Source organism: uncultured Victivallis sp., from assembly GCF_944391105.1.
GTDB lineage: Bacteria > Verrucomicrobiota > Lentisphaeria > Victivallales > Victivallaceae > Victivallis.
The window spans coordinates 1-14,098 of the sequence record NZ_CALXSK010000016.1; the positions used below are offsets into that span (position 1 = coordinate 1).

Sequence of the window (14,098 nt, forward strand, 5' to 3'; positions counted from 1 at the left end):
CTGGTGTCCCAGGTCCTGGTGTCCCAGGTCCTGGTTCTGGTGTCCCAGGTCCTGGTTCTGGTGTCCCAGGTCCTGGTGTCCCAGGAGGACTTGGGACGTCAGTTTTTTTGCATGTGCACTCTTTTTCCGCTTTGTCGCACGTTTTGCAGACGAACGGGAAGTGGCGCAGGGAAATCGAGGTCGCTCCGTCGCAGACTTCGCATTTATGTCCCCACGCCCACCAGCCGAGCAGCAGCAACAGCAACAACACAAGCAGCAGCAACAGTAGAAGCCAGCGGAAGAATTTCCCCCAGTTGAATTTGTGCTTCGAAATCAGTCCGGATGAGGCGAGAAGTTTTTTCAAATCAACCCGCTGCGCGGCATCCTCCCATTTCTCCGAAGTCGGCGTCAACGGCAGAACCACCGCCTCCGATGCCGCAGAACTGTATCCCCACAGCACCAGAAGCCTTTTCGAAAATCCGGTACTCACCCGCCACGCGGAACGCATCGTCAGAGGATTGGGAACGACGAAATCACGCATAAAACTCCGGCTGTCCTCCGGAACTCCCGGCCGCTCGGACTTCGCATGCAATTGATCGATCGCGGCAATAAAACGGTCCAGATCACTTTCCGGTATCTGTACCCCCTTGTCATCAAGCGACTTGGATGTCCCGCACAACTCGACACCCTTGGCGGTATCCTTATGGAAACAGGTTTCAAAGGAAGCTGCCTCTTTCTGTTTGAAGTCCACATCCGGACAGAAGTCGTGCGCTTCCTGCAGCAAAATCTGCGAGAGATCCGCATCCCAATAGTAATAGAGCCCGCTGGTCAAAGGAGTCCCGTCAGCCTCCGTGATCACAACCCCCGTTTTCCTCTTGACTTGCATCATTCAACCTCAGCGTTGTGCATAACTCCAAATTGATTGTTCCAAACCGCCCAGCTGATGACCCGGCTCACCTTTGTTGCACGAGAATTCCCCACCGACATCCAGGCCGGATCCACTCCTTCTCCTATATTCGGAATCTTGAGTGAAAAATCAAAATCTTCATTGGAAAATTTCATGAGGAACTTGCTCCACAAAAACAGTTCCGCCAAAATCGCTGCACTCGGAACATTTCTCTGCTGAAGCGTCTGTGTGATACCGATGGAAATATTGCGCAACGCCAACTGCCACGTCTCCGAATTGACCACAGCACGCTGCGAAAACAACCCCAATGAGGATTTCACGATCTCCGCTGAAGCCGCCTGCTCAGCAAGCCACGAATCCAAATGCTCCTTCAGTATCGCAAAATCCGGATCCGCGAGGCATTCCGCCGGATAAACCTCCTTCTGAAGATTCTCGATTTTCGTCATCGCCGCACGCAAAGACGCCGTCTGAGCGTTTTTTTCATCGGTCAGTTTCGCCACGGAGGCGCGTTCCGCCGCAACGGCCGCACTCAGTTGTTCCTTCTCCTGCCTCAACTGCTCGACGGATGTCTGCATCACGGCAAACCGCTGCTCACATTCACTGGCCTTCCGCTCCGCAGCAGCAACCATTTCTCGAGCCTTTTCAAGCTGAATCCGGAAAGTGCCCAGTTCCTGATCGACGATCTGTTTTTGCCTGGTAATCTCAGCGATGGAACGACTCCTTTCTGTCAACTGAGCATTTATTTGAGATAACTCGGTCGCATGCTGTTTCGCCAGATTCTCCCGGAGGAGCTCCTGATTCCGAAGCGTCTCCCGCAGAGATTTCTGCTCCTGCTCCGAACCGGAAAGCTTCTGCTGAAGCTCTCCAACCTGCGTTTTTGCCTGCTCAAGCTGACAGGAAAGTACGCCCCGGCTGCGCTCAAGTTCCCGAATCTTTTCAATCGATTGATTGACACCGCGTTCAAAGCCGGAGGATTCCGCATCGGCGCTCTGGATTTTCCGTTCCGATATCGCGGTATTCAAACGTAAAATTTCCTGTCGCGAAGCCTCCGCTTTCTCTCGAAGTTGCTGAATCGTCTCCTGCAGTTTCGCCTCTTCCATCTGAAACTGTTTCCGCATCGCCGTCTGAACTTCAATACGGACATTTTCCACGGCACGCCGTACATCGTTTTCACAATTGGCGATTTTCTGTTCCGCTTCCGCCCGCTTGCGTTTCATCTCGGATTTTTCGGAATCAAGTTCCGCTTTCTGTTCATGAACCTGACGTTCTTTTAGACGGAGATCATCCAACTCTTTTTCCATCTTTGATTTGATACTCCTGACCGTGGTCAGAATCTCCAGATCATTCTGTGAAGAGGGCGGATTCATCAACGCCTTGCGCAACTGTTCCAACTGAAGTTTCAACGTCTCCGCCACCCGGGAAGCAACCCCGGATTCCGCCGGAGTTTTCGCGACGACCTGCTCAAGAAGTTCCACTTGTTTCCGGGCGGTTTCAGCCAGAGACCCGGTTTTTTCAGCCAGAAACCCGGTTTTTTCATCCAGGTCCCCGACCTCCCTGGAAATACCTTGAATCTTCCGGCCCATCTTCCACTGCACGCAGAAAAAGAAGATCAACATCCCCAGACTTCCCACCCCCGCCAGGCAAGCAGTCCAGATGAGAATCATCTCCATTGTACCGGTTTCGCACCCACCGGGCTTCGGTTGTGGTGGTGGCTGCTCAACGATCGTCACTGTTTTCGACTCTCCCGATTTGTCCCCGGTCGATTCTTTCTTTTCTGATATTTCCACCGCAGTTTGTTTGGTACTCCCATTCGTGTTGCGCTTCTTCACCTCCACCGGTTTATTCGGTTCCTCCTGAGCTCGACCGGGGGCAGCGCATAGAGATACCGTCAGAAACAGCAACAAAAGCCATGAAATTGTTTTCATCCCAATATGTATTCTCATCCTGTCAACATGCTCCCAAGTTTTTCATTCCAAATTGTCGAAAATCCCCTTCTCCTGCCAGAACACAAATCCGCTGCTGCTTTCGCAAGGCCAGAGTTTAAGTTCAAAATCAGCCGCCATCTCAGGACTGTCGTCAACCGCCGTGATGGAGAGGGATTCCCCGTCATCTGTAATGGTCCGTTTCAGGTGAATCTTACGGATATTGTGTGGCGCAGCGGCATCCTTCTGCAGGAATTTATAGACCGGCTCCGGGGAACTGCAGATGTTCTGCCGCCGAGCGATGATGGTGTTTGGAAGAATCCGAATCTCCGCCTCGTCATCCTCCTTGGAGAGGAACACCGCACGGTCAGCACTTTTCATCGCTTCGAGCTGCCCCCACTCATTACGTTCGGAAACATTTCGGGAAGTTTCGATTTTCCAGTTGGAAATCAAGCCGTTCGACAACGCGTAATAGAGTGCGCCCCCGACAACCGTCACTGTTTTGGCATCCCGGATGTATCCCTTTTCATCAGTAAAGGGATACCAGTGTCCCGCCTTGTAGTCACGAGCAAAAATAATTCGCTCATCATCGATCGGAATATACTGCCGGGCCATCGTCCGGATATACGGAAGTTCAGAGGGCTTGCCACTGAAAATCAGCAGATCAACATCGTAAGCCGCCGCATACATCGCACAGTTCAGGAAGAGACCGGCAAACAATTTCTCCATCAGTTTATTAATTTCAGTACTGTGAAACGAAAAACAGCTCTGCGTGAAAGGGATAGCATTTTCCGGCGTCCGGATAAAATCGAGAAATTCCTTCCAGTTGTTCTGGTTGACCCCCGCCTGCTGCGCGGAAAACTGTACCGACCCCTCCCCCAACCGGCTGAGACACATCGTTGCCAATGGAATCAGGCAGGTTCGGACAATTCGACTCCGTACCGCCTCATCTTCCCGGTTGTTGAATGACTGCGTAAACCGGCTCAAAATGTTGTCGGTCAAACCCGGAACCGCATTCTTTGCGCGAAGCAATCCACCTAGAATGATTTTCTCAATGATCTGCTTGACCAGATCGTCCCCCGCGATCGCCTGGCTGTCTTTGAACAGCAGACAGGTCGACAACAGATTCTGGGCGACCCCCGCCCCGGCATTGTTGAGATCTTTATACTCCACCACCGAAATGTCGGAAGTACCGCCTCCGATGTCGAAGTTCATGATGCGAACCGTGTTCGTCCCCTGCCGCTTGCGACCAACCAGCGAAATCCATTTCGCGGCAGTCTGTCCGGGATAACGGATAATTTCGCTGAAAACAAATGGCAGCTGCCCCGCCACCGCTTCGTCCGGGGTCTGTTCCCGGGGAACCATCTCAAGGCGGAACGGGCTTTTTACCCCATGGTAAACGTTGGTCTGAGAGAAAATATCAAGTGCCTCCTGGCATCTTTCCCGGTAACGATTTACCTCATCGTTGGTCCAACCGGAAGGATAAGTGATCAGCACCTTGCGCAACCGGTGCGGAATGAATGTAGCTCCCTGCGCAAATGCCGAGTTGATCTGCGAATAAGCCCGCTCAAGAATATGCAGAAGAAACCACGTCAACGTCGACTGCCGGGGATAGGAGGGTCGTTCCGGATACGCCTGCGGCGCATCGGCGGGTTCGCGCTCCTGATTCAAATCCAGAATGGAACCGTCTTCAGGAATAAATCGAAGCATCTCTCCCTGCAATGTCGGAAGAGCAGTCGCATCCCGCGGCGACTCGTTGTACGCCTTGTCCCATTCATTCAGGAGAAGGTTCCACCACACGTTCCCCCTGGTGTCGTCCCAATAGTAGCGTTTCGGAGAACTGAGCTGCAGATTCGCCCCGACGGAAATCATCGCCCGGGCATAGGGCCGGTTGAACTCACGTTCCGCCTGATCTCCAAGCAGTACCGGAGACAATTGCGTGAACATCTGAGGAATCCGCTGACAAACGCGCCCGGAAATCTCATATGTCCTCGTTTTAAAAATCAAGCCGGAAACGATCTCGGAAACCTGAACATTCTGGTACTCGGTTTCCAGCAGCACAGGAAGTTTAGAATCGTTCCTGCCGAAATACTTTTGATGTTCAAGCTGATGAAGGATGAACCAGGAGGGGACGATTCCCGCCTCGACATCGTCAAGCGAATCATATTCTCCCGAGGAAGGATCCGGCTTGATGCGCAAAATCTTGAACAGTTGCTTGAAGCTGTCCGGCTCAAAAGTTGCATTCCCCGCATGATCAAACAGCAATCCTGCCGTTCTTGTATTCCCCAGGTCGAGAATCACATCAACATCCCGGATTTTTCCCCCGGGCGTCCGGATTGCAAGCTCGAATTTCAGGTCGCCGAAATCGATCTTAACATCGGAATTCGACTGCCGGTCATGGTAAAAAATATCAAGCGGAAGCGTTTCGTTCTCCTGCAGCGGAATGTAATGCGAAATACCTCCGGAAACGGGGAGATTTCGTTTTCTGGCCTCGATGAACATCTGCTTTTCACTTTCAGAGAAGCAGTTGCTCTGATAAAAATATCCCCGGTCGAATCGGCGAGGAAGTTTATTGCCGTTCTGACCACTGGTATTGGTTTCAATCATGAACCAGATTCCGTTCAAGGAGATCTCCAGTCCGTTTTTCAAATGCCAGGTTTTCTGCCCGAATCTCGCCTTCAGATATGGAGCAAAGGAATCCCAATCCCGTTTGCTCCCTCCATTGAACATCTCGTCAAGCAATCTCCTGGTTTCAGCCGGAATCAGATCGTCATAAAGAGCAATTTCCGCAAGAGCTTCGTTCAGCGATGCCGGAGCCTTTACATTTTTCGGTAAATCCATGAAATTCACCGGTTTTCTCAGGGGAACAAAGGTCTTCTGCAATCCAGAATCCAGAAAAACAATGATCTTCTTCACACATTGTTGTGCCATATTTCACCTCAAAGAATTTGAAAAATCTGCGACGCTTCGATTCGGCCGAATATTTCCGAGAGTTCAGCATCTCCCTCCTGAGGAGGTCTCTTTCCGGTCTTCGCATTATCGGCCAGAAACTCCAGCTTGGCCAGGAATGGTTTTAAAATCCGATGGTAGTAGGGTGACCCCTCCTTCTCGGAATCCTTGTCGATCTGAGCTTGAATAAACTGGGTCAGAATCGCCGGATTGCGCTCGCCGACAGCCGTTTCATCATCCGACCGAGATACGACTCCGGCCTGCAGAAGATTCCCAAACGCGAGTGCGAACGGATATCGGGCAGCATCCGCAGTGATCCGGCTCGATATTCCCCCGAGATTGCTTTTGAGCAGACGGAACAACCCCTCTTCGTCAATAGAGTCCCGCAGAGCAGTCAATATGATCTGTTTCTGCTCCATCGACAGGAAATCATAATCGTCAAGATTGGCGACCTTGTAGTCGAACCATTTTGCGATCTGACTCTTGATGAACGCCTTGATCTCCTTCTTGCTCATGTCGGAAGCATTCTGCGGAATGGGGTCGAAAATCGTATGCGAGGCTGTAAGCAGCCCCTTGATGCAGCTGGCGCATTTTCTGTACTCACTGGCATCATCATCCTCTTCGATCTGCCTGAGAGCAGCCTCCATTGACTTGAGGCATTCCCGAAGTTTCTCCTTCCGCTGATCCGAGGCATTATCCTCATCAGAAGGGAGCTGACTCGAAACCAGACGCTGGAAATCCGCATGATCCCGAACCAGAATCGACCGGCACAGATCGAGCCTTCGCGCAGTATTAATCTTCTGCGTCATGTTCGTGAACATGTAATCCAGCCCGCCGTCAGAAGAGTAAACGGCCCGGAGATTCTCCTCAGTCAATCCGGTCGACGAAGAAAATACCGGATCTTTCATAATGGAGGAGATCGTCAGTTCCTGCTGTTCGGGATTGTCGATCTTGCCGTCCGGGAATTGATGATAGGTCGTGGCGAAGAACTGCGCGGACTCCTTCCTGGCAAACGAAAGATCCTGAATGCGTTCCACATAGGGAGTCAACCCATTTCCGATTCCATTCATGGCAACACTGTTAATCAGCCCGGCAAAAAACGTCATATCCACAAAGACCGGCATATCCGCAGCGCGGCCTGGCGCCCAGTTCGGATTGAACGAACAGAGCCACTCCCGAACCCCCGCACTCAACAAACTCGACTGACTCGGATAAAGATCCGTGCGAACGAGAATCGCAAACGCATCGATTCCATATTTTTTCACATAGTTGTACACAAAGCACTGAGTCTTGCCCTGCTTGAACACCTTCGTGAAGATGTCGGCCGGATTCGCGTGAGCCAGATCGACGAGGAGAGTATTTCCCTCTTCGATATTTTTCCCGACATTCTTGTTGCTCACGCCGGGAAAATCGAGAAAATCGCATTTTTCGGCAAGCTCCAGGAAGGAGTTCTTCAAGGGATTGTTTTCCAGATTCTCCTTTCGCAGCGGGACCACCAGTTCCGCACAAATCGCCTGAAAATAGCCGAACGCGTCCCCGGCGATGGAGGAGCCGCCCGACTTCAGAAAGATGTGCACTTCCTCTCCAGACTTCTCGTATGCAAGCTGGGAGACCTTTTCACTGATCTTCCGGCTCCTTTCCCCGTCGAACGCGACAAAACTCTTGAAGGAATCGATGTCCAGTAGAAGTGCGCCGACCTCCATGGAGGTAAAAACCCGGCACCCCTCCCACTCCTTCTGGAGTTGCTCAAGCATCCGCACCGCCTCTTTGTAGAATCGGGTCAACACCTCAGCGGAATCCCAGAAGATTTTTGCCATAAAATCTTCAGCCGCTGACTGATTTGCCAGCAACGCCGGCGAGGATACCAGAGCTTTCCGAATCTTCTTATCCCACTCGCCCCGCTTGAACAGATTGTTGAAACGAGGATCTCCTTTCATACACTCCAGCACATTGGCGATATCCTTCAACAGCCAGTAGGCTTCGCGAGTACCGCCGCACGGCTCACCCTCTGCTACCTCGTCCATAAATTGTTCCTGGGTAAAAACAAAATGTTCGCCGATCGGTTCACATTCCGAGAGATACCCCTGTGACAACGACTGAATGATCTGAGCACGCGTCGTAAATTTGAGTTCAATAGGAAAATCCGGGTTAACACCATCTCCTTCTGACCTCAGCGTATAGCGGGTTGCAACACCTGATGCATCAGACTTATGGTTGTACGGGTTAAACACGAGTGTATCCGGTGCAATGCTCTGAAGAAAATCGATTCCCCCCGAGGGCGGGGAAAAACGGGTCTTATGGTTTTCCGACCAGGTCAGGGCAGAATCGCCTCCGTCGTCAAGAATTCCGTCCACATACCGGCTGATCATCGTCGACTTACCGGTTTGAGAAGGCCCCCACAGGGCAAGACACGCTTTCGCTTTCGCATTGGAGTGGATCGCATCGTTTCGATCTAGTATCTTTACGATCGGATCAAGCCATCCACCGATGGAAATTCTGCGAAGTTCACGATCCGGATCATCGGCGGAATATCCTCGTTTAACTCCGTGTTTCCAATACCAGTTCACCAGTTCCTGCATTTTAAAAGTCTCCTTGGGGATTGAACCTTTTCAACTTTAATTCCAACGTACCAATTACCAGAGTTTTTTTATCGGAGTCCTTGTCAGCGCCTTATCCAGGTGGCTCCGAACATTTTTCAAACGCCTTTGCTTTCTGCAACAAACACCATGTCAAATCATTGCACTTTCAAATTCTGCAGCCCGGCTGAATGCCGTTTTTTGCGCATGATGCAAAAAAACGGCTGACTCCGGAAAACGCCGAGGCCTGTGATTTTGACAGAACAAAGGAAGTACATCATGAGTTACGGGCTCCTCCCCCCTGGAAGATACGGTTCTCGGATTATGGAATGTGACAGATCAAAATTGCAAGTTTTATCGTACATCTCCGATGACTGGATCGGATTTTTCATCAGCCCTGCTGAAGTTCTACAGCATGGGGGAATATATTCTATCCGTTCGGATTTGTCAACCTGAAACCGATTTTTTTCGTCGAAAATCCCCTTTTTTCCAGGATAATGTACTCTCATTCATAAGTCTTGATGATGCCGGAGAGATGTCAGTGCGGCAGAGAATCCGCATCCGGAATACGTCCGTATAACCAGCAGAACACCGTCTGAAACACAATGCTTCACCATTCGTTATTCATCGTCGTTCCGGGCCCCCGGCGCCATCGGCCGGGGCGGCAGGGAACCGGAAGTCAGCGGTATAACTTCCGCTGCTCTTCCGGGCTTTTCCGATAGAACTTGCGGAAGGCGCGGCAGAAGTAACTCGCGGAGTGAAACCCCACGGCTGCGGCGATCTCCCCGACGTTCCGGTCGCTGCAGATCAAAAGACGCATCGCGTAAAGCAGCCGAAGACGATTCAGATACTCCATCGGACTCATCCGGGTCTCCTTCTGAAAGATTCTGCGACACTGCACCTCCTTGAGTCCCACTGCATCTGCGATGTCGCGAACACTGATGTTGCCGGTGTAGTTGCTCTTTATAAACTCCTGAATCTGATGAATCCGGTGATCGGAACTTTCCGCTTCGCCGGAAACGGAATCCTGATCGGCGATGCACTCCCGGATCAGCAGCCGCAACAGCTCGCACACATAGACCTCCGCATGGCCGGGATGCGTGTTGCGGAGCGCGATGCAAAACCGCAGATGCTCAAAGAACCCCTCCGGATAATGCAGCCGATGCGGGGACTCCGGAAAAAACGCCATGAGATCGTTGGGCAGACACAACAAATGCAGAATGTAATAACTGCTTTCCGAACAGCCGGGAGCTAGCTGGTACGAGTGAACCGTATTCTCCGGAATCAACAGCCCCTCCCCCGGCGCAAGATGCAACTCCCGATGCGCCAGTTTGACGATAAATTCCCCGCTCTCGACGAACAACAGCAGGTGATCCGTGATTTTCCGGGCAGGAACATGCCACGGGGAAAAGCAGTTCCAGTGGGACACATTGAGAACCAGCGGCGGCGGCGCATTCTGAACGATTTTCATCCGGGAAATCTGATCGGCGGAGAGAAGATCCTTCTCCCGTTTTTTCCACTCATTTCCGTAAATACTGTCCATCGTTCTTCCCCGAAAGTATCGAAAAATACAATAAATAACTCATTTTTACTATTGTCGTTCCTATGCTAATATACTATAATATTAAATAAATACAACAAGATCCAGATACGGAAACAAGAACGAAAATGTCAACAGTAACCATAGAGCTCCCCTCGCAGCCGGGATACATACATTTCCATCCGGAAGAGAGATTTTCCACTCCGCACCGCCTGTGGCAGGGATGTCCGACCATCGTCTGCACCGCGAAGGGGCGTCTGCTGGCGGGCTGGTATTCCGGCGGAATCGCCGAACCGGACATGCGCAATTACAATCTGCTCGTGCGCAGCGACGACCACGGGGAAACCTGGAGCGAGCCGATCCTCGTGATCGAGAGCAAACTTTCTATCGGGCTGCGCTGCATAGACATTCAGCTGTGGATCGATCCCGCCGGAAAATGCTGGGTGTTCTGGACGCAGGTCATCGGCTGGGGCGGTGGCCCTGGCTGCCCGGGGAAGGAGTTCCATGAGACCTGGGCGATGACCGCCGACGATCCGGACGCCGAGGAAATCCGCTGGTCCGAACCATTTTACGTGACGGACGGATTTCTGCGCTGCAAACCGACCACGCTGCGTGACGGCCGCTGGCTGATGTGCGCCTATGACCGGAACAGCGAACACTACTGCTATTCGGAATCCCTCGATCAGGGGAAAAGCTGGATCCGACGGAAGGCCGGCAGAAAAATTCCAACTCCGTTCGACGAATCGATCATCCTGGAACACCGGGACGGCACACTCCGGCTGTTTGCCCGGACCGCCGGCACCGGACACATCGCCGAATCCGTTTCGACGGACGGCGGGAAAACGTGGAGCGACGGGTTCAACGGACCGCTGACAAGTCCGGGCAGTCGTTTTTACATCGGCCGCCTCCGTTCCGGAAATCTGATCTGCGTACGCAACAACGATGCGGTCGACCGGATCAATCTGAGCGTCTCCATTTCCGGGGACGACGGACGGACCTGGAGCCCCCCCATGCTGCTCGACGCGCGGATGCACACCTCCTATCCGGATGTCGCCGAGGACAGCGACGGAGTCATCTACATCCTTCACGACTGGAGCAGATTCGAAGAAAAGGCGATCCTGCTGACGCGCCTGACGGAACCGGAAATCATGGTGCGCGGAATGCTCCGCGACAGTTCCCGTGTGGCTCAAATCATCAACCAACCGCCTCGGCATCCGCTGTATCCCCGCTGAAAGCGATGAAAATGTCAGGAGAGATGAAATGAAAAAACGACTCTTGCTCGCAACTCTCGCGCTCACCGGAACCCTGTGGGCCGAATCCCTCTACTTTGACGGGAAAACGGAGAAAAGTCCGGTCCTCTACAAGGCGGGCGAACCGATGACCTTCCTCGTCACTCTGCGGGACAAAGATGCCGACGGCGCAATCGCCAAAGGCAGAAAACTGGTCTGGAACCGCACCGGAGACGATGGCGAAAACGAACACGGCGAAGCCCTCTCCGACGAGCCGCTGAAAATCACCACCCGGATCGACAAACCCGGTTTTGTGCGGATCATCGTGAACGTACTGGATCACGACGGCAATCCGATGAAGGGACGCACCGAGCGGTTCGAAAGCGGAGCCGGGGCGGATGTCAACCAGCTGCCCGCCGATCCCCTGCCCGCCGACTTCCATGCCTTCTGGGATGCGGAAGTCGCCCGGCTGCACAGCACGCCTTACGATGCGAAAGTGGAGGCTCTTCCGGTGCGGGACGACATCGAGGTGCTGAAGTTTTCCATCAGCACCTTTCCCGGTGAACGACCGGCGACCGGATACATTCTGTATCCCCGGAACGCCGCGCCGGGTTCCCTGCCGATGACGGTTCGATTTACCGGATACGGATTCCATGCCACCCGGATTCCCTTCGAGGCGGCGAAGAAGGGACGGCTTGTCGTGGAAGTCACCCGGCAGGGGGAAGAACCGGATCGCGAACCGGAATATTACAAGGATCTTCAAAACCGCACGATGAAAAACTACTGTTTCCGCAACAACAACGACAAATACAAGAATGATTTCTACGGCATGTACATGCGGGGACAGCGGGCAATTCAGTATGCGGAGACGCTGCCCGTGTGGAACAGACGGGACATTCGAGTCGAAGGGGGTTCCATGGGGGCGGCGCAGGCGATTGCCGCGGCTGCACTGAATCCGCATGTCACGGAGTGCGTTGCGGAGATCCCATGGATGGCCGATCTGGCCGGGAAAGCCAGGTTCCGGCGACTGGGGGGGCTGGGCTCCGGGATACACGGAAACACTCCGCTATTTTGATACGGCCAATCTTGCGACCCGGGTCAAATGTCCGACGACGATCGCAATCGGTCTGGGGGACTATGTCTGTCCTCCCTCCGGACAGATGATTCTCTTCCGCAATCTCGCGGGGGAAAAGACGATCAAAATTCATCAGAACCGGATTCACGGTCGCTGCCTGCAGCCGGATCCTTATGAAACCGTGTTTACCGGAGAAATCCGCTGAGGGGGGATCAATCAACACCATCCGGAGAAGATGAATGAATTCTTTGTCGACAGGAATACGGAACCCCCTGGACATCAGCATACTGGAATCGAACACACGCAAAATCAAAAGAAACGGAACAAGAGAGGAGGACATCATGAACAGGAGATTTTCTTGCCTCAGGCTGTTGTTGCACGCCACTTGCGGAAGGAACGCAGCCCAATCCGGCCGTTCTGAATCTATCCGGCAGAAACGCTTCCGGGCGGAACAGCTCCCCGCATCGACAGAAACAGGACGGGCGGCCGAATTCGAATTGATCGAATTTCTGATGGTAAAAACTTGCCCCATGTCCAAGAGTTATCGGCTTTCCGCTCCGCAGCCAGAATCGTCTGAACTTCCGCAATCCAGTTTCAGGCCCGGCAGTACAAGAGAGGGGTTCGGGGGAGAGAAAGCGATTGGAAACACCGCGCCTCTCCCCGTACCGACCAACCATCAAACTTCCCAGCGGTCCATCATCGCCCCGCAACAAAGTTCAGCGCCCGGCAGAACAAGAGAGGGGTTCGGGGGAGAGAAAGCGGCTCGTAAGAGCGCGTCTCTCCCCGTACCGACCAACCCTCAAACTCCTCATCGGTCCATCATTGCCCCGCAACAAAGTCTCCGCTCGGCAAGCGGCGAAGTGGAGCAAAAACGCGAATGGGTCTTTCCGCAGAAAAGCGGGAAGAGCCGTTCGCGTTTTTGCGGCTCTTTCCCCTCGCGCCTGCCGACCGCAGCCACGTCCGGAACCGCTCCGTACCCGGCACCGGCACCTTGCCGGACGCAGGGGGTGCGGGGGGCGGCGGACACGCCCCCTGCCTCCCACGACCCTGCAACGTTCCGGAAGGCGGACACGCCCCCTGCCTCCCACGACCCTGCAACGTTCCGGAAGGCGGACACGCCCCCTGCCTCCCACGACCTGGTAACGCGAAAAGCGGCTTTTACCTTGATAAAGCTCCTCGTGGTGATTGCGATCATCGCGATTCTGGCCGGGATGCTGCTGCCTGCGTTGAACAGTGCCCGGGATCGGGCACAGGCCTCGAATTGCGTCAACAACCTCAAGCAGATCGGCAGCGGTCTGATGCTGTATCAGGGGGATTACAACGATTATTTTCCCAAGGCGGTCATGTATGAGGGGGATAATTTCTGGTCGAAAGTTCTGACGGACAGGAACTACGTGACGCTGCCGGTTTTCGCGGATATCGCCGCAATCAAATGGGGAAACCGCAATACGGAAATAGCGATAAACGGAGCGGAGAAAAATGATCTTGACTCCATGATGTATCAACATCTTCCCTACGGGTACAACTGCTTTGAGACAGGAGGGCGGGAAGTTACCGACATTCAGTATCCGTGGCTGAAGGTCACCATGCTCCGGAATCCATCGCTGTTTTTGATCGTGGCGGATGCCGGAAACGGTCGCTTGACGAATTCGACCTGGACGAGCGGGAGTTACGTCATACCCCACCACTCAGGCAGCATGGTTGCGAATCTGGCGCACGGAGACGGGAGCGTCAGTTCGCTTCGCGGAATCGGGCTGTTCAATCAGAACGAGACCATGAGTTTCGTCGACTGGTACGCGGCGGGGGGACCGCTGAAGTGCTACAACAAGGACGGAAACGTCTGGACATATGACGGCAAGGCCCGCACCAGCGGCAACACCCGCGGCAGCTGATTTCCAGTGCAGATTTATCGGATAACCAT

Annotated in this window: 9 protein-coding genes; 4 read left to right on the forward strand and 5 right to left on the reverse strand. The window is 53.4% G+C overall.

Going from position 1 to position 14,098, the window contains the following annotated elements; genetic code table 11:
• The 5 genes from Q0K10_RS06795 to Q0K10_RS06815 form a co-directional block, all read right to left on the reverse strand.
• Positions 1-868: hypothetical protein (locus tag Q0K10_RS06795; protein ID WP_294504929.1), on the reverse strand; the 868-nt coding region annotated here is incomplete at its 3' end.
• Complete coding sequence (locus tag Q0K10_RS06800; protein WP_294504932.1) at positions 865-2,502, reverse strand: hypothetical protein; 1,638 nt, start codon at positions 2,500-2,502, stop codon at positions 865-867. The genes Q0K10_RS06800 and Q0K10_RS06795, both read right to left, overlap by 4 nt.
• 351 nt (positions 2,503-2,853) lie before the next feature.
• Positions 2,854-5,649, reverse strand: a complete 2,796-nt coding sequence (locus tag Q0K10_RS06805) for a virulence factor SrfB (protein ID WP_294504935.1) — start codon at positions 5,647-5,649, stop codon at positions 2,854-2,856.
• A 98-nt stretch (positions 5,650-5,747) separates the two neighbouring features.
• Positions 5,748-8,336 (reverse strand): virulence factor SrfC family protein, encoded by a 2,589-nt coding sequence (locus Q0K10_RS06810; RefSeq protein WP_294504937.1) that lies wholly within the window; start codon positions 8,334-8,336, stop codon positions 5,748-5,750.
• 676 nt (positions 8,337-9,012) lie between these two features.
• Positions 9,013-9,876 (reverse strand): AraC family transcriptional regulator, encoded by an 864-nt coding sequence (locus Q0K10_RS06815; RefSeq protein WP_294504940.1) that lies wholly within the window; start codon positions 9,874-9,876, stop codon positions 9,013-9,015.
• A gap of 125 nt (positions 9,877-10,001) precedes the next feature.
• Between Q0K10_RS06815 and Q0K10_RS06820 the strand changes: the two genes are divergently transcribed.
• The 4 genes from Q0K10_RS06820 to Q0K10_RS06830 all read left to right on the forward strand — a co-directional run bounded on the left by Q0K10_RS06820 (position 10,002) and on the right by Q0K10_RS06830 (position 14,069).
• A complete protein-coding gene (locus tag Q0K10_RS06820) occupies positions 10,002-11,105 on the forward strand; it encodes a sialidase family protein (RefSeq protein WP_294504944.1) in 1,104 nt (367 codons plus the stop codon).
• 28 nt (positions 11,106-11,133) lie between these two features.
• Positions 11,134-12,177 carry an acetylxylan esterase gene (locus Q0K10_RS06825; RefSeq protein ID WP_294504946.1) on the forward strand — a complete coding sequence of 348 codons (1,044 nt, stop codon included), beginning with the start codon at positions 11,134-11,136 and terminating at the stop codon, positions 12,175-12,177.
• Positions 12,062-12,382, forward strand: coding sequence for an acetylxylan esterase (locus tag Q0K10_RS15605; protein ID WP_366942970.1), 321 nt, complete (start codon positions 12,062-12,064; stop codon positions 12,380-12,382). Before Q0K10_RS06825 ends, Q0K10_RS15605 begins: the two co-directional genes overlap by 116 nt.
• A 931-nt stretch (positions 12,383-13,313) precedes the next feature.
• Positions 13,314-14,069, forward strand: coding sequence for a type II secretion system protein (locus tag Q0K10_RS06830; RefSeq protein WP_366942973.1), 756 nt, complete (start codon positions 13,314-13,316; stop codon positions 14,067-14,069).
• Positions 14,070-14,098: the final 29 nt, after the last annotated feature.